This is a genomic window from Microcoleus sp. Z1_A1 (genome assembly GCF_036700305.1).
Taxonomy (GTDB): Bacteria; Cyanobacteriota; Cyanobacteriia; order Cyanobacteriales; family Microcoleaceae; genus Microcoleus.
The window spans coordinates 14338-36932 of the sequence record NZ_JAUBOR010000024.1 but is presented as its reverse complement, the minus strand read 5'-3'; the positions used below and the strand labels follow the sequence as shown (position 1 = coordinate 36932).

The 22595-nt window shown below is 46.8% G+C and carries 15 protein-coding genes; 10 read left to right on the top strand and 5 right to left on the bottom strand.

What is annotated here, in order from left to right; genetic code table 11:
* The first annotated feature begins 111 nt into the window (after window positions 1-111).
* From QT973_RS16825 to QT973_RS16815, 3 genes are all read left to right on the top strand, one after another.
* Window positions 112-1302, top strand: coding sequence for a tetratricopeptide repeat-containing serine protease family protein (locus QT973_RS16825; protein ID WP_333053203.1), 1191 nt, complete (start codon window positions 112-114; stop codon window positions 1300-1302).
* 87 nt (window positions 1303-1389) lie between these two features.
* Window positions 1390-1968 carry a Uma2 family endonuclease gene (locus QT973_RS16820; protein WP_333391754.1) on the top strand — a complete coding sequence of 193 codons (579 nt, stop codon included), beginning with the start codon at window positions 1390-1392 and terminating at the stop codon, window positions 1966-1968.
* 200 nt (window positions 1969-2168) lie between these two features.
* On the top strand, window positions 2169-2801 hold the full coding sequence (locus QT973_RS16815) for a restriction endonuclease subunit R (RefSeq protein WP_333262261.1): 633 nt from the start codon (window positions 2169-2171) through the stop codon (window positions 2799-2801).
* Window positions 2802-2901: 100 nt separating this feature from the next.
* Here the strand turns inward: QT973_RS16815 and QT973_RS16810 are convergent, their stop codons facing one another.
* A complete protein-coding gene (locus tag QT973_RS16810) occupies window positions 2902-8049 on the bottom strand; it encodes a CHAT domain-containing protein (RefSeq protein ID WP_333391752.1) in 5148 nt (1715 codons plus the stop codon).
* A gap of 206 nt (window positions 8050-8255) precedes the next feature.
* On the opposite strand from QT973_RS16810, the gene coaE reads away from it, so the two are divergent.
* The gene (gene coaE, locus QT973_RS16805) at window positions 8256-8987 is read left to right on the top strand and encodes a dephospho-CoA kinase (RefSeq protein WP_333391750.1); all 732 of its coding nucleotides are present in this window, start codon (window positions 8256-8258) and stop codon (window positions 8985-8987) included.
* A 970-nt stretch (window positions 8988-9957) separates the two neighbouring features.
* Window positions 9958-10161: a heterocyst-inhibiting protein PatX gene (patX, locus tag QT973_RS16800; protein WP_333208308.1), complete on the top strand. Its 204-nt coding sequence runs from the start codon at window positions 9958-9960 to the stop codon at window positions 10159-10161.
* Between the two features lie 309 nt (window positions 10162-10470).
* On the opposite strand, the gene QT973_RS16795 is transcribed toward patX, so the two are convergent.
* Both QT973_RS16795 and QT973_RS16790 read right to left on the bottom strand, forming a co-directional pair.
* Window positions 10471-11877: a TldD/PmbA family protein gene (locus QT973_RS16795; RefSeq protein ID WP_333053209.1), complete on the bottom strand. Its 1407-nt coding sequence runs from the start codon at window positions 11875-11877 to the stop codon at window positions 10471-10473.
* Window positions 11878-11966: 89 nt separating this feature from the next.
* Window positions 11967-13157: a transposase gene (locus QT973_RS16790; protein ID WP_333250041.1), complete on the bottom strand. Its 1191-nt coding sequence runs from the start codon at window positions 13155-13157 to the stop codon at window positions 11967-11969.
* A gap of 481 nt (window positions 13158-13638) precedes the next feature.
* On the opposite strand from QT973_RS16790, the gene QT973_RS16785 reads away from it, so the two are divergent.
* Complete coding sequence (locus tag QT973_RS16785; RefSeq protein ID WP_333391748.1) at window positions 13639-15255, top strand: HAMP domain-containing sensor histidine kinase; 1617 nt, start codon at window positions 13639-13641, stop codon at window positions 15253-15255.
* Window positions 15256-15513: 258 nt separating this feature from the next.
* Here QT973_RS16785 and QT973_RS16780 read toward each other — a convergent pair whose 3' ends face one another.
* Complete coding sequence (locus QT973_RS16780; RefSeq protein WP_333337840.1) at window positions 15514-17073, bottom strand: UDP-N-acetylmuramoyl-L-alanyl-D-glutamate--2,6-diaminopimelate ligase; 1560 nt, start codon at window positions 17071-17073, stop codon at window positions 15514-15516.
* Between the two features lie 199 nt (window positions 17074-17272).
* Complete coding sequence (locus tag QT973_RS16775) at window positions 17273-17578, bottom strand: glutaredoxin family protein (RefSeq protein WP_333053321.1); 306 nt, start codon at window positions 17576-17578, stop codon at window positions 17273-17275.
* A gap of 208 nt (window positions 17579-17786) precedes the next feature.
* Between QT973_RS16775 and QT973_RS16770 the strand changes: the two genes are divergently transcribed.
* The 4 genes from QT973_RS16770 to QT973_RS16755 all read left to right on the top strand — a co-directional run bounded on the left by QT973_RS16770 (window position 17787) and on the right by QT973_RS16755 (window position 22453).
* Complete coding sequence (locus QT973_RS16770) at window positions 17787-18842, top strand: acyltransferase (RefSeq protein ID WP_333053215.1); 1056 nt, start codon at window positions 17787-17789, stop codon at window positions 18840-18842.
* Window positions 18843-19157: 315 nt separating this feature from the next.
* Window positions 19158-20435 carry an ATP-dependent DNA ligase gene (locus QT973_RS16765; RefSeq protein ID WP_333391746.1) on the top strand — a complete coding sequence of 426 codons (1278 nt, stop codon included), beginning with the start codon at window positions 19158-19160 and terminating at the stop codon, window positions 20433-20435.
* Between the two features lie 92 nt (window positions 20436-20527).
* Window positions 20528-21103: a Uma2 family endonuclease gene (locus tag QT973_RS16760; protein ID WP_333053218.1), complete on the top strand. Its 576-nt coding sequence runs from the start codon at window positions 20528-20530 to the stop codon at window positions 21101-21103.
* Window positions 21104-21211: 108 nt separating this feature from the next.
* The gene (locus QT973_RS16755) at window positions 21212-22453 is read left to right on the top strand and encodes an exonuclease SbcCD subunit D (RefSeq protein WP_333053220.1); all 1242 of its coding nucleotides are present in this window, start codon (window positions 21212-21214) and stop codon (window positions 22451-22453) included.
* The last annotated feature ends 142 nt before the right edge of the window (window positions 22454-22595 follow it).

Here is a 22595-nt window from a genome sequence, read left to right as displayed (position 1 = left end):
CCGAGATCCCTTGCGTCAAGCCAGTAATAAAACTAAACAGAAAATAGCACCAACCGCCGATCGCCCTTCCTCCACCAAATCCCGCTACCCAGCTACTAATTAGCAATAGCCATGAATATAAATTTTTCTCGTTACGACACCTTAACCACCCTGCTAGCAGGAACTACCGCAGCCTTAACCATAGTCATCAGTCAGCCCGCGATCGCCAAAACCCCCCAAGAAGTCGCCAGCATTGCCGGGCCGCTGACAGTACAAATTAACAGTGCTCTCGGAGACGGTTCTGGGGTAATTATTGCCAAAACAGGCAAAACTTACACAGTTTTAACAGTCAACCACGTCGTAGAAAAAGCAGACGTGAAATACACCGTTCGCACGTCTAAAGGCAAAAACTATCAAGCAACCTCCGTCACCCGTTTGCAAACCGCCGAAACTGACCCGGATTTAGCCGTAGTCAAATTTGAAAGCCCCGAAGAATATCCAGTCGCGACGATCGCAGATTCCGATCAAGCCGTCATCGGCACTCAAATCTTCGTTTACGGCTATCCCGCTACCGGCGGACTTTTCGGCGCTGAACGAGAACCCGAACTCTCTCCCGGACTCGTTACCAGCCGCCCCAGCAACCGCCCGGAAGGTTACACTTTGCGGTATCAGGCCGTAACTTGGAGTGGCATGAGTGGCGGCCCAGTTTTTGACTCCGAAGGCCGAGTCATCGGTTTACACGGACAAGGGGAATTCGGTTTTGCTCAAACCAGTTCCGGCGAAGTCGCCCCAATTAAAACCGGATTTAACGCAGCAGTTCCCATCAATACATTTATCGCCAAGCTAGTGGCGGCGGGAATAAACAAATCCGAGTTGAAAGTAGACAATACTCCCGCAACGATCGGCCCGGTATCCACCGCCAATCCCCAAGACGCCCAAGCCTATTATTTTCGAGGACTTTCGCTGTTAGATCAAGGAGATGCTTGGGAGGCGATCGCGGATTTCAACAGAGCACTCGCTTTCAAGCCCAAATATACCCCTGAATTGTATTTTAATATCGGTAATGCCCGCACTTTCATCACCGCCGGCTTAGCCCAACTCGAACCCACACGCGGTTCCAATGCTATTCAAGCATACACCCTGGCGATCGAAGCCAATCCCGGTTTTGCCGACGCTTACTACAACCGAGCTTTAGCTTACCTGGACAACAAAGACCAACCGAAAGCAATTGCCGACTTCCAAAAAGCAGCAGAACTTTACAAGCAAGGCGGCAGAACCAGCGCCTATCAAGACGCGCTCAACAGAATCAAGCAATTGCAGTAGACTTACAAGTTAAGAATTAAGAATTAAAAATGGGATTATTCATTTTTAATTCTTAATCACGTTCATACAAACAGCAGGTAAATAACCATGACTGCTATCACCTTAAATCTCAACTCCCTGATTAAACTAACTTCAGAACAGTTTTATCAACTGTGCGAAGAAAACCCTGACTTGAAACTCGAACGCAACGCCAACGGAGAATTAATAGTCATGCCGCCAACCGGAGGAGAAACAGGAAAAAGCAACTCAAAACTTAACTTACAGGTAGGAATTTGGAACGATAGAACTGAACTCGGAGAAGTGTTTGATTCCTCCACAGGATTTACTCTGCCCAATGGCACCGATCGATCTCCTGATGTCTCCTGGGTAGAAAAATCCCGCTGGTCAGCTTTGACGCCCGAACAAAGAGAAAAATTCATCCCGCTTTGTCCCGATTTTGTCATTGAATTAGTCTCGCCCAGCGACAGTTTGAAAAAAAGTCAGGAAAAAATGCAAGAATATATGGAAAATGGCTGCCGTTTGGGTTGGCTAATTAACCGCAAAAAACGGGAAGTTGAAATTTATCGCCCCGGTCAAGATGTGGAAGTTTTACAATCTCCTCTCATTCTTTCTGGGGAAAATGTTTTGCCGGGATTTGTTCTCAATTTGCAAAAAATTTGGAATTAGCAGAATTTAATTTTGACTTATATCATCTTCTGTAAAATAACCTTTACCATTTCTTAGGGAGGAATGCCAGTCCGAGCGATTTGGATTAGGACTCTCAGTCCTCATTACAAACCAATTTTGTTATAATCTTTCGAGGGGACATAATATTAGCTGGAAATTGATAAAATTGTAATTACTCATAAAATTAACTGGCTCGAATTATGGTTCAAACAATTCAAGCTAAAAATGTCACATTAGAAGAATTAAAAACAGTTTTTGACCTTCAACTTGTCACAGACGACCAATTTTTCCGAGAATGGCAAGATGAGTTACCAGAAATTACCGACTTTCAAAAACGACAGCTAGATCAGATGAAAGCGGGTTACTTCAACTTGTTAGAGTATCCGCCGATGCTGGAAAAAACCATTAGTTTGTCAATTGTCTCTCCGCTGTTATTTGCAGGCGAGTTTTATCTGCATCCTTTCTACATTAAACCAGAAAAATCCGTCGAATTTTCCGAAGAAGATGAAGGGGTTATCATCAAAGGCAGCATCGACACTTTAGTTTTAAAAGAGCAGTTGTGGCTGATGGTAATAGAATCGAAACTCGTTTCGTTTTCGATCGAAGCGGGATTGGCGCAAATTTTAGCTTATATGCTGGCAAATCCCAACCCGGACAAACCTAGTTACGGCATGATTGCTACAGGCGGCAGTTTCATCTTTGTCAAATTAGTTAACGGAGAATCACCTCGATATAGCACATCTAAGGGGTATCTCACCCGGAACCCCGGCAACGAACTTTATGACGTGCTCCGCATCCTCAAACGGCTGACTCAATTAGTGATTAGTCAGTAGTTATTGGCAATTGGGAATTGGCCCGCGCAGGGAATTAGGCATTAATCTTCCTTCTTCCCTCTTCCTTCTTCCTTCTTCCTTCTTCCTTCTATCTTCAGAATTACCACGGCGAACCGATCATTGTAAAAGCGGCCCAATAATAAGGATGCGACAAATTTCGATCGCCCCTGGCGGCCAACTCCGACGGCAAAGGCAGAGCTTGATTGTTGCCCGATCGTACCAAATAACCATCTTGCAACCGCACTTCACCCCGCAACATCGCCAACTGCGCTTGCCGCAAAGCCTCAGCCTTAATCGGCGCTGTACGCAACTGCTGGTAAAACTCAGTCATCAGCCCCAAAGTACCGACATCGCTGACATACCACAAACTCGCCAAAGCCGATTTTACCCCCGCGTGCACCGCCAACCCCGCAAACCCCAACTCAGCTTGTTCGTCTCCCACCGCCGTAGTACACGCACTCAAAACCAATAACTCCACCTGCGGGTTAGATAACTTCAACTGATCCAACTGATTCAACCGCAACTTAGTATCCCAAAACTGAATGTAAGAATTTTGGGCCCCCCCAGGCTGAAAATCGCCGTGAGTAGCTAAATGAATAATTTTGTATTGCGATTGATTGCGCTTCTGCTTCAAATTTGCCAAAGTAAAAGCTTCATTAAGAAAAGACGAACCAGGCCAAATCTTGCCCACAATTGTCGATATTTCCAACGGCACCGCAGGCAAAGGATTTTGATCGTATTTGGCGGGAAAATTCGACGCACCCATCGCTAAAACTTCAGAACCCTTAACATCGGCATAGCGAGTATCAGTTAAACTCAAACTCGGAATCAGCCCCAAACTGTACTTTTCTACCAAAAACTGCTTGCCGTCGTAAAGAGCAGCTAAAGGCAAAGTTCGCAAACCGGCATCCATCGAAAACACCAAAGTGTCAATCTTGTTAGCCTCCAATTCCGGTTGCAGCGGTGCAATTAACCACTGGTAAAGTTCCTCGGCAGGTTGCTTGTAATCAACAGCATTCAATCTCCTGGGACTTCTGATAGCATTAGTAAATTCTTTAGCAACTTTGAGCACTGTCTCGCGGCTTGCCGGCACACTTTTAAAAACATTTTTGCCGTCTGGCAACAACAACACAAGTTCTAAATGTTTGTCTTTTGCCCATACGTAAAGGATGGCGGGTTTAACCCCAGTCAATTGATTGACACTGCTGAGAGTATCTCGAATACTTTGCTGTGTGACTGACTTTTCAGTCACAGTGCCCCCAAAGTAACGTTCAAAGTCCCGCCCCTGAGTTCTATCCCTTTGCTGCACTGCGTCGATCGGATTTATTTGCGCGATCGAGTTCGATCGAGAAATCTCAGGAACCCTCACATTCCCGATACCTTCTGACGTTACCGCACTCCCCGGCTTCTGTGGAGTTTTTGCCACGCTGGCGTTTTCTGTCACCGCAGGCGCGGGCAAATTGTCTTTTAACACCGACGGCGATCGCACTACCGGGCCGGCAGCAGTCTGGTTAGACTGCGCCTCAACAGACGCAACAGCAGGTTCTGGCGAGACATTTGCGTTACTGAGCTTTGGCGCAGACACTGGGGGGCCGAGACTCACCTGAGTCACAATTTGTTGAGAATTCTCTGTAGTTTGCAGTTCCACAGTGGTAGTTGGTGCCGGACTCGGCACGATCGCCAGCGGCCCGATCGCAGTTGAGGAAGTGGCAGTATTCGACTTCGAGTTTCCAGTCCCAACAGTCGCCGCCGTGCAGGTTCCCGACGGGCAAGAGCTTTGCAGCAGCGTCTGTGAACCCGATTGAGCCAGCCCTTCTGTAGAAATGCTGACCTGGGCGGGTTCAGCAGCCGTTCCTGTTCCCGGTGGCCGAAATGCTCCCCCAGCCTCGATCGCCACATCGCCGCCGGTATTGCCGCGAGCTTTGATCGAAACAACTTCAACATCTTTCTGGCCAGTAATTTGGCTCGAACCGGCACTTCCCGATTGCGAACTCGAGTTAATCACCCCTGTAACGATCCGGCCCGGCGCAGCAATCGAAATATCTCCCCCGCTTCTGGCACCAAAAGCATCGATATTGCCGGTTTCTACCGCACCGGCGCTGCGAATATTGATAGGGCCCGCCACCCCGGAAGTTGAGCGAGATGAAACCGTACCAGCAGTCAAATTGCCTTGGGTGCTAGTGATATTAATCCCCGCAATCGAGGTAACGTCTCCGACGGCTACAGTACCGCCCATCAGAGAGATCGTGGCGTTATCAGTACCGACGATCGCACCCGTTCCCACGATCGCGCCGGTATCCAACGGCGAGCGAATCGTCATCGGATCTTGAAATGTCACCGCCACTGGCGTGGAATTTGGCGTTGAATTTGGCGTTGGAGAACCAATCGAGATCGCACCGCTACCGTCAGCGCGCCCGATCGTCATCGAAGCAAACCCATTCCGAAAAGTGTTCAATTCAGCAGCAGTCAAGTTCAGAGCTTCTGTATCGCCAGAACCTTGAATTATAATATTTTGACTGGGATCGGCAGGTTGCAGCACCAGATTGCCGTTGCTGGCGATCGAATTTTTGTCACCCGTCAAGTCAATTTCGTTGCCAGTTAAAGTAATATTTCCCGGTGTTTGCGAGCCGCCAGCTTCGATCGCCCCTGCAGTGACTCCATTGCGCCCCGTTAGCGTCACATTCCCCGCGCGATCGCCCCTCGTGTCGATCGCCCCAGCAGTCACCGTACCCTGTGCAGTAACACTCACATCTCCCGCCGAATTGCCTATATCTTCGGGAGGATTGACAGAAGTGTTGATGGTGCGGGCAGTTCCAGTAAGTAGCTGACCGGTTGTGACATTGCCTGCGGTGCTGACGATGCGAATTTCCTGATTGTTGGTAGTGATATTTCCGGTTCTGATATTGCCGTCAGCTTTGAGAGTAATTGAGGCCTTGTCTGCCCCTGTCAGGGAACTTGTAGTAGTGATTGTCCCCAAACCCGCTGGCGATTGAATAATTAGCGGATCGTAAAATGTGAAATCGTTAGCAATCAGAATTGAACCGATACCGTTGCTGCGCCCGATCGTAATTCCAGCAAACCCATTTTCCAAACTTCCGAGGTCGTTTGCGGTCAGATTCAAATAAATATTAGTACCGACATCTCCAGAACCGCCGATCGCAATATTTTGACCAGGACTCCAAGGTTGCAGTACCAAAAAGCCAGTACCGCTGACTGAATTTTTGTCACCTTTAAAATTAATTTCATTACCAGTCAAAGTAATGTTTCCCGAACCCCCTGCGATCGAGCTCACTCCCAGAACATTTCGAGCCGTCACAGTGACATTTCCCGTCGCTTCCGGGCCGCTGGCATCAAGTTTTTGCGCCGTTACATTCAGGCCTTCGAGCAAAATATTTCCGCTGCTGCCAGTGCTGGGATTGGATGAAGAAATCTTGTTGGCAACAGTCGAACCCGGACTAATCAAACTAATATTTCCGCCGTTACTTGACAAATTGCCCGCTGTAATTTGACTTCCCGAAATGGTTATAGCACCGCCAGCCGTGCTAATTGTATCGGCCGCATTCATCGAAAAAGCACCCGCACCATTGCCATCCGCATCTGCTCTAAATGTTACCGAACCAGTAGTTGCTTGAAAGCTCAACTGATTGTCCGCCAAATCAGCAATTGTAATATCATTGAGCGCTTCGAGAACCACATTTGCAGTCGCCGACATACTTTCCAAAGCTCTAGCCGAAATTGTCAGCGAAGGCTCAGAATTGTTTTCCTGTCCTGGTAGCGTTCCTGTTGCCAAAATATTATTGTTAGCAATTATTTCCGCATCGCCCGCAGCTTCTGGGGAATCTGTAATGAAAATATTTTCAGGATCTAACAGCAAAGTCCCCAAACCGTTTGTCCCAGAGGTATCAACAGTACCGTTAAAAATCAATCTTTGCTTACCCGAAACTTCCACAAACCCCCCAACACCTGCGGTTCCCGTTGCAGAAACGCCATTGGCGCTGATGCTGCCCAAAAATGCTGTTGTGTTGTCAGCCCAGACAACAACTCTGCCGCCGTTGCCTGATTCAGTTGCGTTGGCTGCGATCGAACTTTTGCCATCCACGTAAGTCATCCCGGCAGTCGGCACAGTTCCCTCGCCTCGGTAATCTCCCCCGATCCGCACCGTTCCGCCACCGTCCGGGCCCGAAGCCTCAATCTTCGCTCCCAATAGCCCTACCTTGTCACCCAACACGTTGACGCTTCCTCCGACGCCCCCCCTGGCAGACACGTCTGCAGCACCCCCTACCAGAGCATTTCCAGCCCCTGCAGGCACTGTTTGGCCGCCTGTGAGCACCACTTCACCTTGAGCGTTCGTAGTTATACCCGTAGCGTGAGCCACGCCGGGGCCAGAGAGCAGCCGAGGTAAACTCAGCCCAGAGAAGGGAACAGCTTCCGAACCCGACACTGCTGCTGCCGGAGAAACTTCTAAACTCAGCAAAAGTCCGTTTTGACTCAACCGCACCAGATTTTCGCCCGGAACAGCCGCCACAGTAATTTGACCGCCTGGGGCTGAAAGTTGTCCTGTACTGATGACCGTACCGCCCAGCAAAGTCAAATTTTGCCCGGTGCCGACAGCCAAGTTACCGGCATTGACAATACTCCCCGGCTGTGGGCCAAAAGCAAAAGCATTGGGCGTTCCGACGAGGGCCGCGAAGTCGTTCGCCCCAGTACCGTTGAACCAACCGTCGTCAAAACCGATACCGCTAGCGGTGGTAGCCAAAAAAGACCCGGACACGTCGAGTCGGGCATTTGTTCCGAAGATAATGCCTGCGGGATTCATCAGCAACAAATTAGAATTGCCGCCACTAACTTGAATTAGACCATTAATTAAGGAAGCATCGCCCCCGACAACACGGCCGAGGATATTTTTAACGCTTGGGTTGGAGATGAAATTGGCAGTTTCGCCCGAATTCAGATTGAACCGAGTAAAACTGTGGAACAAATTTGCTCCGTCTCTGGAGGTAGTGCCGCCCTGAATGTCGTAGCGAGGAGGCGACGCTGTACGTGGGGCGGTGACATTGGTTCCGGTGCCGTCTGGGGCTGGAGTAATAGATTGTGCCGCAGCAATTTGAGATTGGGGATAAATTGCCACGAGTACCCATCCGTTGCTGTTTTCTTTGAGGAAAACCAGGTTGGGGAAAAAATCTAATATCAAAAATCCAGCAATGGGAATTGCTGCCAAAATCGACCGCACAGCACGTTGAGCATTCATAAGTTTGCCTCGGTCTAGACCTTAATTCGAGTTTAAAATTGAGATTTTAGGTAAAAAAGAGTCGATCGCACCCAATGCTGACACTTCCTAACGCGAACTCTCGATCGCAAATCTTAAAATTTAAGTCTAAATTTGATTGTGTCACCAACATAGCAAAGACTGACAGTAAGTGTCGAAACACAGTTCCGTTTAAACGCCTGAAAATTATGAGCGATCGAATTGTCCGTCTGATCGGTTTAACTGGGGGCATCGCCACCGGTAAAACCGCTATATCTAATTATCTGGCCGATGCCTGTGGATTTCCGATTTTAGATGCCGATATTTTTGCCCGCGAAGCTGTGAGCCCCGGTTCGCCAATACTTGACTCTATTGTAAAACGATACGGCGCGGGTATTTTGCTCCCGGACGGCAATTTAAATCGGCCAGAGTTGGGAAGTATTATTTTTTGTAACGCAGACGAGCGGCAGTGGTTGGAACAACAGATTCACCCTTACGTGCGCCGCCGATTAGTTGAGGAAACTCAAAGCTACATTGCTGCATCGAGTTTGGTATCCCAAGACACACAGGATTTAGGTAAAAAGACTCAAGAAATCGGCTTTTTTCACCAAAAGCTAGAACGAAGTATTGTTGAAAAAAAATCCGGTTTCTGTGCCAAGGTTGACACGTTGACTTTGGTTTTGGTAGTGCCGCTGCTGTTTGAAGCTAACATGACTGACTTGTGTACCGAAATTTGGGTAGTGTACTGTTCACCCGAAGTGCAGTTAGAACGACTAATGCAGCGAGATGGCTTAAGTTACGATCGAGCTAATGCCCGCATTAACGCCCAGTTGCCGCTAGCTCAAAAGTGTCAACAAGCTGATGTTGTTTTGGACAACTCGTCAACCCTCGACTCGCTATTCCAGCAGGTAGATGTGCAACTCAGTCGCTGTGAGATTTGATATTTGAGATTGACTCGGCGATATGAGTTTTAAAACCAGGTTTTTTTAATTTCTGCGCGGCAGTTAGTCCATTTTAGATGTGAGATTTGAGATTGAATCCACGATTTTGCGAAGGGGCTTTTTTCCCTCAACCGCTTTCGACTCCTCCTTGAGAATGGCGCGTCACCGCTCTTGTCACAAAGCCAGATCAGAAAAGATCCGAAAAAATCAAAGATGCACAATTTATTTAAAAATACAAGAGCAACCATTTATGAAGTTAATGTGAAAATTAGGCATTGCCTCCTTTAAGGAATCTCATTCACCAAGATATTTATATGTAATACCAATTCTCCCAACTCTTGCAACAATTATGAGTTTTTGGTTTGTTTACGCTCACGCTTCAGGTAAGGTTCGTCGCTTGGAGATTGTCGCTCTTTTTTAGGATTGGCAGGTGGCGACGCACCCGGAGCGCTACTGTTGCATGAGTTTTGAGAATTAGTATAACGTCCTGATGGCGCGCCTGGGTACTCTCTTGTTGTGTCTGTAATCCCCGGTTGCCACTTCAACTCAATAAATTATCAAGTTAATCATAAAAGTAGTAAAACTTTACAATTGGCGCTTTTTGTTTCTTTCTTGGAAGACTGTTTCAAAAGGATTCCAGGGGCGATACCCTTTTAAATTTTATATTTTAGATTTTAGATTGGGGAATGATTTATAACTACGAGGGCTGGGAATACGGGCCTAGAAGAGTAGCATTTTTTTTGTGAACATGGTCTTGAATTCTGCTGGTTGCCCGCAACTAGCAGAGAACTAGAAATTACCAGCGAAAAAGCGAGCTAGATGAGGGATTTAACCCGCTTTTAACCAAAATTCAAAAAAATTGCAGGTGCCGTCACTTACTAATTGATGATTTCACCACAATTATTTTTTTTATCCTGATAGCAGAGTACAGACTGCGTATCAAGAAGGGAAAATACACCCACCAAAATTTATGATGCGCGTTTACTCTTCCATCCTGATGTCAAGCCTGTTACTGAGTGCTGGCGCAGTTAATGCTCAAAGCTTAGAAACTCGATCGACCTTTTTTGCTCAAGACAACTCTGCTCCCGAAATTTTAACCGCCATAGCCGACTCTCAGACCTTTTACGATAAGGAGCCAGATAATAAGCCGCCACAACGAGGAAGCGGGAGATAAAGCCGAAAAAAGCGATAATTGCAGGGAATTAGGGGGAGAATGGGAGAAAAGAAAATTGGGATAAGAAGAGAAAAATTGAATATTTCGAGCCATTAATTGCGGACTTACGTACTGCGTAGCAAAAAACCGATTTTTCAGCAGTATTTGACGAGTCAAGGCATAATTGTTCGCTATTCCGATTTTTTGGCCAAGCGTCCTCAAGATATCAGACACCACCAACGGGCGGGAAATGTTGCACTCAAAAAAAAAGAAAGGTAAAGCGCGAGTAGGAATCTTACGCTTTACCTTTTTTTTTAAACTTTTGCAGATTTAATCTTCTTCCGCAGCTTCGCCACCAACAACGACATCGCGAATCCGCAAACTCGGGCCGCCGCAGCCCACGGGCAAACCGCTTTGCCCTGCCTTGCCGCAGCCCCCGGATTCATCCCAGTAGAAATCGTCGCCGATCGCCTCAATATCAGCTAAAGTGCTGAAAACATTACCCGAAAGAGTAACATCCCGCACCGGATTGTCTAGTTTTCCGTCGCGGATCATCCAAGCTTCGCCGGCACTGAAAGTAAACATTTCGCCGTTAGTCATGCCGCCTTGCCAATTGCGCGCATAAACTCCTTCTTTGATACCAGAAAATAAGTCAGCAACTGGCGTGTCACCCCGTTCGATCCAAGTATTCGTCATGCGAACGATCGGCGGATAATGATAATTCAAACAGCGAGCATTGCCTGTAGGCGTTTCTCCCAACTTGCCCGCCGTTTCCCGCGAGTGCAGCCGCCCGACTAAAGCGCCGTCTTTAATTAACTGAGTAGTAGTCGCGGGAGTGCCTTCGTCGTCGTAGAAATAGCTGCCCCGGTGTCCCTCTGGCGATGCACCGTCGAAAATTTGCAAGTTTTCTGGGCCGAACTGGCGGCCGAGGGTCATAATTTCCAAAATGTCGGGATTTTCGTAGGCCATGTCGGCTTCGGAAAGGTGTCCGAAGGCTTCATGGACAAACAATCCGGTCAAAATCGGGTCGATGACGACGGTGTAGGTGTTGCCTTGGACGGGGGGTAAGGCTAGGGAATCTACGGCTCTCTGGGCGGCGCTGCGAACTTGAATATCGAGATCCGTTAAGTCTTCGTAAGCTTTGCGGGAACCGGTGGTTTCGCGGCCGGTTTGTACGGTTTCCCCGCTGCGGGCTGTGGCGGCAAAGCGCATTTCCATGTCTGCCCAACCTTGTTCGAGCATGGTGCCTTCGGAGGTGGCGAGGATGATCCGCTGGGTGCTGTCGCCGTAGCGCACGGAGATTGTGGCGATGCGCGGGTCAATGCTGCGGAGGATGGCCGCGTAACGATCGCACAATTGCTTTTTGTCAATTAGGGGAACCAGACGGGGGTCTGTTCCTGTCAGCGGCAGCAAGCAAATGTCTTGTACTGGGGTGACAGGCGCTAGGATCGTTTCTTCTTCGCCGATCAGTTTGGCCGCGGCGATGGCTTCTTCGATTCTTTCGGCGAGGGTGGAAAGTCGGTTAAAACTGGCAAAGCCCCAGCCGCCTTTGTGACAAGCTCTGACTTGGCCGCCAATTGAGACTCCTTCGCTGAGGGTTTCAATTTTTTCGCCCCGCAGCAGGATGTCGGTGCCTTCGGCTTCTTCCAGTCGAATTGCCAGATAATCGACTTGGTGGCGGTAGCGTGCCATTAAGTCTGACAGCAGATTTTTCGAGTCGGCGATCGAGGTGGGCATAAGGAAAGCACGGTGTTTAACTTACTTCATTTTGCACTTTTTTGACAACTCCCCTGCCTAAAGGCGAGGGGATTCTTGGTTCATGGGGACTACTCATGTAGCTTGCCCTCCCCAAAATTCACTGCGATGTGCCCCACCGCTGTATATCCACGCTGCAACACCACTTGGGCGGCTGCAACATCTCGATTCGTTTCATAGCCACACGTTTGGCATTTATGCACCCTTTGAGACAGTTCCTTTTTACCTGTATGGGTTTGGCACTTGGGGCAGGTCTGGCTAGTACCATGAGCATCTACCTTGGCGAAGTACACACCTCGCTTAAAGCAGATATGACTCAAAATGTTGAGAAACTGCCCAAACCCCGCATCTAGGGTGTGCTTACACAGCATCCCGGCTGACATGGCTTTGAGATTCAAGTCCTCGGCAAAGACAGTCTTGGCTCCGTCGCACAAATGATGAGCGGTCTTAAAGTGAAAGTCTTTCCGAGAATTCGAGATGTACTCGTGGTGTTTGGCAATTTGATGGTGAAGCTGACGAAATTTCCTAGAGCCTTTCTTCTTCCGTTTCAGTTGACGTTGCAGCGATTTCAGCTTGCGTTGTCCACCCACAAAGAATCGAGGTCTATCAATCAATTCACCATCAGACGTTGCCAAAAAATGTTCTAGCCCTAAATCAATCCCCAATCCATGCCCTGATGCCGAGACTTGAGGCACTTCAACATCACATTGTAAAGTGAGCATGGCCCAGTAGCCAGATGCCCGTTTCACAACGCGAATTTGCTTGACCTCAAAGCCTTCAGGGATTGGGCGCGATAGGTGCATTTTGACGCTTCCAATCTTGGGCAAGTTGACCCAATGGATGCCATTAAAGCGCTGAACAGATTCTAGATTCAATTGAGGAAACACAAATGAGCGCATCCGCTTTTTGAATCTAGGAAAGCCGTGCCCGCGATCCCACCTTGCCACAAACGCCGCCTCTAACTGGCGCAACACTTGCTGCAAGACATGGGTGTGAGGGAGCTTCAATTCGGGGATTGACTTCTTTGCTTGGGCCAGTGTTTTGCATTGGCCCGCAAAGGTTGGACGCGGTGCATCGGCAGGGATGATGTATTCCTGTTTGATGCTGCACGAGTTGATATCACATTTACGAGAATTTATCCAATCCTTCCGTTCCCGCAACGCAAAGTTATAGACCTTGCGACAGATGTTCAGCCACAGGTCGAATGTTTCGCGTTGCGCGTTGGTGGGAATGAGCTTGTACTCGTAGGTTAGATTCAACATATAACCATTCTACAGCGACTCTGAATAAATAGCAGCTTGTTTATTCAGACTCCTCACTGAAGACATCTTCATTGAAAGTCCCCCTAGAAGGGGAGGCTTGTACCCATTTCTCTGGTCACCGGGCGGGCGATCGTACAAAATACCGCCGCAAGCGCGGAGATTGCGACTTATTGGTACGGTTCTGCCAATATCCTTAGTTGACAAATGTGGATATCCTGTGAGTTAGGAGGAAGGCGCAAGAAATTATGCGGGATTTTTCGATCGTGCTGGTGCTTGACCCGGCCCAAAAACGGATACCGTGCCACGTACTTAAGTCGTGGAAAGATAAAAATTTTAGACCCTAGTTCAATCTCCCAGATTTATCTGTGGGGTAAATCTAAAATCTAAAATCTAAAATCTAAAATCGACTGACTCCTAACTCCTGAACTTTCCTATACATAAATACTTCACCCTTCATGCCTCCGAAGGTGGGTTTATAACTGTGAATACTTACTTTTTACCGACAATAAGCGAAATTTTAGCCTCCGAAGGCCAAGAAAATGACCTCAGTCTCTTTGATGCTAAGTTGGCGGGAGGAAACAACCGCCATCGGTGTCCTGTAAGCCGTGGGGCTTCTCGGCCCAAAGCCCAACAGGAATGGTATGGGGCGATCGCAGCTTTGAATCAAATGCTCGATCGGCAAAAAGCAGGACAAAAAACAGATGCCGATCGAGCAAATGGTCGATCGACAATCTCCAATTCCTGTCAGGGATTGGTGTTGTCGGGGCCATCTTCGGTTTTGACTCACCCCGCTTTGGCCAACGGCTTTGCCAATTGGATTTTTACCAGTATTCCCGACAACGATGCAGCTTTGTGGTCTTTTCGGGCCAGACAAACTTTAGCTTTAATGCCGGCGGCTGATGTGCAAACCTCAGTACCTGCGACGGCCCCGGCTTTGGCTTTGGCAAGTGGCGATCCCTTAGCCAACGAGCAGTTTTGTTTGGTTTTAACTGCTAGTTTTAGCCTGGTGATGGTTTTGGGTGAAAATTCTGCGGGAATTCCGGCTTTTCTATTTTCTTTCGATCCGCAAGTAGTCGCCAAAGCTTGGGAAGTTTTGCGGCGCAGGGTGACTGAAAGCGAATGTTTGCTTGCCAATTCTGACGGTAGCTTCAATTTACCAGTTAGCAAATTAACTAATAATTCTACTAAATTAGACGCGCTGTTCCAGCAGTTTTTTCCTGTGGAGCCCAATTATCAAACAGTGATGCAGTTCAGCCGCTTGCTGTTGCATAATTTGCCAATTGGGAAAGATGAAGCAGGCAGGATAAAGGATGAAAGAAGTGATGATGGTTTGAACCATAGACATCACAAGTTATCGGCTACAGATATCAACTGCAAATCTCCAATGCCTCTCGCTACGAAAGAGGTGGAATTGCTACAGGCGATCGCCCACGAAGTCCGCACTCCTTTGGCTACTATTCGCACGCTGACTCGATTGTTGCTGAAACGTCCCAAACTTGAGCCAGTGGTGGTCAAGCGTTTGGAAATGATTGATGCTGAGTGTACCGCTCAGATCGATCGCTTCGGTTTAATTTTCCGCGCCGTGGAATTGGAAATGTCGCAAGCTAAAAATTCGGGCGTGCAGCTAACAGCAATGTCCCTCGGTGAAGTGCTACAAAATAGCATTCCCCGCTGGCAAAAACAGGCGACTGTGCGAAACCACACTTTGGAAGTTATTGTGCCGAAAAAGTTGCCGGCGGTAGTCAGCGATCCGACGATGCTGGATCAGGTTTTAACTAATTTGATTGAGAATTTTACTCGAACTTTGCCTTCGGGGAGTCGCATTCAGGTGGAGGTGACATTGGCGGGCGATCAGTTAAAGTTGCAGTTGGAATCGGAACACTTACCTGAAGGTAATGTCGCATCGACTTTTGCAGAAGCGGCGAATGCTCCTTTGCGCTCGATCGGGCCTTTGTTGATGGTGCAGCCGGAGACGGGAAGTTTGAGTTTAAATTTGAGCGTGACTAAGAATTTATTTCGGGCTGCTGGCGGGAAGTTGGTAATTCGCCAGCGGCCCCAAAAGGGTGAGGTGATGACGGTATTTTTGCCGCTGCAATAGTGCTTAGTCATTAGTCATTAGTCATTAGTCATTAGTTTTAATCAATGAAAATCTCAATGACAAACTCCGTTCCTTCTCCCAGTGCAGAAATACAACAGTCAATGAGTTTGAGTTGTTTAGTCTCAGGATTAATCAGATATAATCTAGTGCCAATCAGATTCTATCGTCCTATCAATACTTAAAAATACAACAAATTTCACAGCCCACGAACAGCTAACAGTTAACAGTTAACTGTTAACTGTTAACTGTTAACCGAATTCATTTAACCGAATTCATTCTGGCTTTCAAGGCATCTCGCGCTTGTTCTCGATCGTCAAAATGGACTTTTTCGGTGCCCAAAATTTGATAATCTTCGTGTCCTTTCCCTGCAATCAGCACGCCATCTCCCGGTTTAGCGTCCATAATAGCAGTGCGAATTGCAGCGGCTCGATCGCACATCACTATCGGCTTTACTGTGGCGGGAATTCCTGCTAAAACATCCTCCAAAATGCGATCGGGATTTTCCGTGCGCGGATTGTCGGAAGTAACAACAGCTAAATCGGCTAATTCTGCCACAATTTTACCCATGATCGGCCGCTTAGTGCGATCGCGATCGCCACCGCAGCCAAACACGCAAATCATCTTACCCGGAATAAACGGCCGCGACGCCTTCAACAAGTTCTCCAAACTGTCTGGAGTGTGTGCGTAATCAACAATAACGCTAATATCTTGGTCGGGACTAATTTGCACCCGTTCCATCCGTCCCGGAACTCCCGAAAACTGAGATAATTTCTCCACAATTGCGGACAAATCTAAACCCAATTCTAAAACAGCACCAACAGCAGCCAACATATTTGATAAATTGAACTGACCGACTAAAGGCAAAGAAAAAGCTGTTTCACCCTTGGGAGTGTGCAGCATTCCCGTAACTCCATTAGGCTGATACTGCAAATCTGAAGCATACAAATCTGCCGTTTTGTCGCTAGTGCTGTAACTCCAAACTAGGTCAGATTTGAGGGTTTCAACTATCCGCTGCCCGTAGGTATCGTCAATATTAATCACAGCGCGATTTGCGAGGTAATCCGAACCAAACAAAAGCGATTTAGCCTCAAAATAATCTTCCATATCCCGGTGATAATCGAGATGATCTTGAGTCAAATTTGTAAAGACAGCAACTTCAAAACTACACCCCAAAACTCGCTGTTGCGCTAAAGCGTGGGAACTGACTTCCATTACCCCGTGTTTGCATCCGGCGACTACAGCTTCTGCTAATTGCTTTTGCAGGTCAACTGCAAAAGGTGTGGTGTAAAGTGCAGTTTGTTGGAATCCCGGCCAGCGAGTATAAAGCGTACCAAAAATTGCCGTCGGCAACTGCATTTCATTGAGCAAAAATTCGATTAAATGAGTTGTTGTAGTTTTGCCGTTAGTGCCGGTAACGCCGACAAGTTTTAATTTGCTAGCTGGATTGCCGTAAAAAGCAGTGGCTATTTGACCGCAAACTTGAGCCATATCGGCTGCTGCGATGACGCAGGGAACCTCTTCTAGCCCCTTGCTAAGGGGGGAAGGAACCTCTTCTAGCCCCCCCTTGCTAAGGGGGGGTTGGGGGGGTGTCTTCTCGGCTGCTTGGGTGGAAATTATGGCGGCAACTGCACCAGATTTGATCGCACTTTGCCAAAAATCTCCGCCATCTACCCGAGTTCCCGGCATTCCCAAAAACAAATCGCCCGCCTGACAAGCGTGGGAATTAGTGGATAAACCCTTGACTTCGACATCGAGGGCGGGATGTTGGGCGTCAAAGGAAATGCTGGGAACTGCTGCTAATAATTCTCTCAATTTCATCTGAAAAACTCCTCACTTGGATGTCTTGAATATGACTGGCGGAACACATTGTTTGAGCCACTCTCTACAGGTTTTTGCTGTGGGCGGTGCAAAGCCTAAGTTTTTTTGGTGCGCGGTGTAAAAGCTCTCGCCCTAGAGTAAGCTGCACACCGAGCACCCCGAAGTCAGGATTAAAACCTGAGTTTTTGGGTAAATTGTATTATTGTGACAGATCGATTTGCAAATATTTCTGTAACATTTGCTCCAATTGGGCGACACTACAGCGGGGAGAAGGACGGGGTAAAAGTTCTTCAGGGGAGAATGCAGCCTCGCCAGCAGAATTTGTTGGTTGGGGCTGCGCTTTAAACAAAACTGGAACTTCGTACTGATAAGCTTGAAACCAGTCATCGCGTTCGGTAATATCTCGGACTTCGAGTTGAAACTTCAGGCTTTCAATCTGTTCGAGTTTTTCTTGCAACCCTTCGCACAAGTGGCATCCGGGTTTGGTGTACAAAATCAATCGCATCATAAGAGTACAATTAAACTCGATCTTAAATTATCAAACCTGCGATCGCCATTGGGCTAACTCAACGCGAGTAAGACACAACTCACGGCTTTATTGGTCGCAATGCGCGATCCGATGTTATCTTAGCATTGACGGCAAACCGATTACGGTAATTTGCCATCTCAATGTAAATACAGGTCGATCTATCCATACACTCGGTCAGTAAAAAATGCAAATTACGCCTGAAATTTCTGGGAAAATTAAATTATTACGTCTCCCCCTAATTATTGGGATTGTTACTATTCACTCGTCTATAAATTCTGTGGGATATGCTGACAATTTTTTCCAGACTTTTATTGCGAGCACTTGGGGTGGTTCCTGCGTTTCTTTTTTGTTTGTTATTTCAGGATTTCTTTTTTTCAAAAGTTTTAACTTATCGCTAAATTCTTACCAAGAAAAGCTCAAGTCTCGGTTTTGGACTCTCCTGGTTCCCTATTTATTTTGGAACTTAGCTTTATTGGCAATGGTCTTAATTGTCTTGAACATACCGGCAACAACTTCTATTATTCAAGGTCATTACAAAAAATACATTGAAGACTACAGCTTCGCCAATTTTATAGATTGTTTGACGGGGTACAGAAACGGTTATCCGATCGCATTTCATTTCTGGTATGTCCGGGACTTAATCGCGATGGTGATTCTATCTCCGGTATTTTTACTGGTAGCTAGAAAGATACCCTATCTAGGTTTGGCTTTGTTTGCCGCGCCTTGGTTGCTGAAATTACAACTTGGTTTTATTAAAATCCAGTGGTTGGGGCCACTGTTCTTTTATTTGGGATGTCTGATTGCTGTTCAAAAATTGGATTTAACTTGGATCAATCGACGAAAAAGTTTGATCGTAAGCATATACTTAGCGATGGCTGTTGTGCTGGCAATAATGAAAACATCCGAAATAGAAACTTTCCAACACCTGTTTGAATGCTGCACCAGAGTAGTAGGTACGATGGCGATTTGGTGCGCTGCCGATTTGGTAGGTGGGAAGCTGCAAAAGGTGTGTTTAAATCTTTCGGGTTTGGCATTTTTTGTTTATGCTTCTCACGAACCGACGGTAACAGTTTTGAAGGAAGTTTTTGAGAAATTGTCAAAAACGCCAAATTCGATAACTGTCATGATACACTATTTGTTGATATTGACAATTTCCACTTTACTAACGCTGGCTGCGGGTAGTCTTTTACAAAGGTACACGCCTAAATTTTTCCAAGTGATAACAGGTGCCAGGGGATAATCATACAATTTTAGATTTTAGATTTTAGATTTTAGATTTTAGATTAGGGAGGGATGATTATCATCGTTTCGCTCTTGCCTACAGTAGCATTTTTTGGGGCTACCTAATATCAATTTTAGATTGGGGATTAGAGAGTTTAGATTACTCTCTTTCTGCTCTTCCTCTGTGCCCTCTGCGCCTCTGCGGTAAAAAAATAAATCTAGTTCACCAATGAAAAAGTTAAATTTATTCACACCAACTAATTTTCCAATTAGGATTGACTAATAAATCAAGCTTTAGTATAGTATAGAAATAGCCCTACATAAAGGAGGCAGTATGGACTGCACCGAATACGCAGAAGCCAAGCGAAAAGCAGCCAAAAAAATTAGCGGCGACATTCGAGAACGCTGGAACAATCGCATTGTTCAGCGAGAATTGCACTTGATGGGAGAAGCGGGGGCAGTGCAGTATTTAGCTGATTACGGGCGCGGCATCGGTACGGCAAAAGTTATTGGTTTTGCACTGTGCGCGGAGTCGGAAGGATACCCGGAAATGGCGATCGGCTTTTGGAAAAGAGCGTTTGAATTGGAAACAGGAGAAAAGCCGATCGCCCTCAATACTCCAAACAAATCTAGCACCAATCTTGCTCCTGCTGCCAAATCAACTACCGCTGCCAGAATAGAGACTGTTAATGACCCCGTAGTTCCCGAATTGCCACCGCATTTGCAGCCGGGAAGGATTGTCACCATGCAGCCGGTGGACGCGCCGAGCGAACGTTCTTATTACATCGAAAATCCCGATTATTGGGGACAGCCAAAGCGCGACGGCAATCGAGTAGTGGTCATCGCGACGCCAGATAAAGCATACTACCAATCGCGATCGACTAACCTGCGGCAACAAGCATCGATTGAAATTGAACAGGCATTAATCGACACAGCCGCTAAAATTGGCACCTTTATTTTAGACGGCGAACTGTATTACAAAAGCTGTACCGGCAGCGAACACCGCACCGGCGCGCAAGCTGCTACAGTTAATATTGAAAGCGGTTTTCCCACAATCCAGCCCAGCGCAATTTATGCCATTTTTAAAAGTTTGTTTTTCAAAGGCAATGATTTAACTACCGTGGCAGAATCCGAACGAATTGCAGCGGGAGTTGAAGTTGGCGAAATTCTGGCAAATATATCCCCAGCCTTTGAAGTTGTACCGACATTTCGCACCACCGCCGAAAAACTCGTCCTGGCAAATCAGCAGGAATCTGAAAATAGAGAAGGCGAAGTTTGGGTGTTGCACAACTGCCAGTATGTCGGCGGCAAAGATGTTAAGAAATATCCGATGGTGAGGACTAAATACTGTCAAGAACACGATTTATTTATTGTGGGTTTGACGGCGACAAAAGTTGCGGGGCGGCCGTTTAGCGCCGTCAAAGTAGCGCAAGAAATTGATGGCAAATTAGTCCCAGTAGGAACCGTGGGAACCGGGTTTAGCGCGGAGGAAATGCAGGAAATTGCCCGACTCTACGAGGCTAACCCCAAAAATGTCAAAATTAAAGTGCGATCGCAGGGTTTGACGGAAAGCGGCAAATTATGGCACGCCCGATTTCTGGAGTTTTGTTAAATTTGTAGGGAAACTGCAGTGACGTTTCCCAGCCTGGTGTGCGATTATTAACCAATAGTGGTAAATAAATAAAAATATCGGAGGAAACCTCAATGTTTGTTAGCAAAAATAATTTTTACATCTCCCCAGAAGAGTACCTAGAAGGCGAGCGAGTAAGCCCCATCAAACACGAATACAGACGCGGACACGTTTATGCAATGACGGGGGCAAAAAAACCTCATATTGTTATTTCAGTAAATTTAGCAAGTTTGCTTAACAATCATCTCCGCGAGAGTTCCTGCTTAGTTCTTTCATCAGATATAAAAGTCCGACTGGAAGATGCAAATTGCTATTACTATCCTGATGTAGCGGTGACTTGCGACGAAAGAGATACAAGTTCCACCGAAGACTTCATTCTCTATCCATCTCTAATTATTGAGGTGCTATCTCCCTCAACTGCATCTTTTGACAGGGGCAATAAATTTGTCGATTACCAAACTTCTCTGAGTTTGCAAGAATACGTACTCATCACTCAATCTGAAATTAAAATAGAGTGTTTTCGGCTTAACGAGTCAGGAAATTGGGTTTATCAAACTTACGGACAAGGAGATAGAGTAGAATTTGTTAGTGCGAATTTTAGTTGTGAAATTAGCGAAATCTATGAAAAAGTCCCCGGCATCATATTGTGATGTATGAAAAACAACTTTCTTGGGTTCGCAGTCAGGAATGCAAGTCATGCTTCTGAGGACTTCACTCCTCACTCCGAACCAAACGATAACTAACAAATAGAAAAAACAATGATTAAAATCTTACACCTTTCAGACATTCACATGGGCAGTGGCTTTTCCCACGGCCGGATTAATCCCGAAACTGGTTTAAATACGCGGCTGGAAGACTTCGCGGCGACGCTGAGCAAATGTATGGATAGAGCAATTTCTGAACCCGTAGATTTAGTCCTATTCGGCGGCGATGCTTTCCCGGATTCGACGCCTCCACCGTTTGTAAAAGAGGCTTTTGCTCGCCAATTCAGCCGCTTGGTGGAGGCGCAAATTCCGACGGTTTTGCTAGTAGGAAATCATGACCAACATTCCCAGGGACAAGGCGGCGCGAGTTTGGGGATTTATCGGACTTTGGGGATACCTAAGTTTATTGTAGGCGATCGCCTGGACACTCACCTGATTCAAACCCGCAGCGGGCCCGTACAGGTGGTAACATTGCCTTGGTTGACTCGATCGACCTTAATGACACGTTCCGAGACTGAAAGCCTGTCTATGGGCGATGTTAACCAATTATTAACCGAAAAACTGACGATCGCAATGGAAGGCGAAATCCGCCGCCTCAACCCCGACATACCAACCGTACTTTTAGCGCACTTAATGGCAGATAAAGCAAGTCTGGGCGCCGAACGTTTTTTAGCAGTTGGCAAAGGTTTTAACATTCCCGTTTCCATGCTAACTCGTCCTTGTTTTGATTACGTTGCTCTCGGCCACGTACACAAACACCAAAATCTCAACGCTGACAACAATCCGCCCGTAATTTATCCCGGAAGTATCGAACGAGTTGACTTTAGCGAAGAGAAAGAAGATAAAGGTTTTGTGTTAGTTAATTTGGAACGGGGGAAAGCAGAGTGGGAATTTTGCGCTTTGCCAGTGCGGGTGTTTCAGACGATTAAAGTGAATGTTTCCGAATCGGAAAATCCGCAAGCCGAGTTAGTTAAAGCTATTAGCAAGAAAGAGATACAAGATGCGGTTGTGAGATTAATTTACCAATTGCGATCCGAACAATTAGATTTAATCGACAACGCTGAATTGCACGCACTTCTGGGCGAAGCGCACAGCTATACAATCCAGCCGGAATTAGTCAGTCAGTTAGCAAGGCCGCGTTTACCAGAATTGAATGCTAATAATAGTATAGAACCCTTAGAAGCTTTGAAAACTTATCTGGCAAGTCGCGAAGATTTGAAAGATGTTGCGGAGAGTATGTTAGAGGCGGCGCAGGGTTTGTTGGGTGGTACGGAGGAAGTTTTAGTTGAATTTTAGGTAGAATTTTAGGTAACATCGGGTATGTAAATTTTCCCTACCACACAATCTCAGAAACCGGGTTTTTTCCTATATTTTTCCTACTCAACCCAAATGATTCGCAGAAACCCGGTTTCTCCCTACCACTCATTTACTTAGGATC

Bases quoted from the DNA above. Each gene is read 5' to 3' on its own strand.
- QT973_RS16760 (WP_333053218.1), top strand. From the start codon at position 20,528: ATGTTTGTTAGCAAAAATAATTTTTACATCTCCCCAGAAGAGTACCTA.
- QT973_RS16765 (WP_333391746.1), top strand. From the start codon at position 19,158: ATGGACTGCACCGAATACGCAGAAGCCAAGCGAAAAGCAGCCAAAAAA.
- QT973_RS16790 (WP_333250041.1), bottom strand. From the start codon at position 13,157: ATGTTGAATCTAACCTACGAGTACAAGCTCATTCCCACCAACGCGCAA.
- QT973_RS16755 (WP_333053220.1), top strand. From the start codon at position 21,212: ATGATTAAAATCTTACACCTTTCAGACATTCACATGGGCAGTGGCTTT.
- QT973_RS16795 (WP_333053209.1), bottom strand. From the start codon at position 11,877: ATGCCCACCTCGATCGCCGACTCGAAAAATCTGCTGTCAGACTTAATG.
- QT973_RS16810 (WP_333391752.1), bottom strand. From the start codon at position 8,049: ATGAATGCTCAACGTGCTGTGCGGTCGATTTTGGCAGCAATTCCCATT.
- patX (WP_333208308.1), top strand. From the start codon at position 9,958: ATGATGCGCGTTTACTCTTCCATCCTGATGTCAAGCCTGTTACTGAGT.
- QT973_RS16770 (WP_333053215.1), top strand. From the start codon at position 17,787: ATGCAAATTACGCCTGAAATTTCTGGGAAAATTAAATTATTACGTCTC.
- coaE (WP_333391750.1), top strand. From the start codon at position 8,256: ATGAGCGATCGAATTGTCCGTCTGATCGGTTTAACTGGGGGCATCGCC.
- QT973_RS16780 (WP_333337840.1), bottom strand. From the start codon at position 17,073: ATGAAATTGAGAGAATTATTAGCAGCAGTTCCCAGCATTTCCTTTGAC.
- QT973_RS16820 (WP_333391754.1), top strand. From the start codon at position 1,390: ATGACTGCTATCACCTTAAATCTCAACTCCCTGATTAAACTAACTTCA.
- QT973_RS16775 (WP_333053321.1), bottom strand. From the start codon at position 17,578: ATGCGATTGATTTTGTACACCAAACCCGGATGCCACTTGTGCGAAGGG.
- QT973_RS16815 (WP_333262261.1), top strand. From the start codon at position 2,169: ATGGTTCAAACAATTCAAGCTAAAAATGTCACATTAGAAGAATTAAAA.
- QT973_RS16825 (WP_333053203.1), top strand. From the start codon at position 112: ATGAATATAAATTTTTCTCGTTACGACACCTTAACCACCCTGCTAGCA.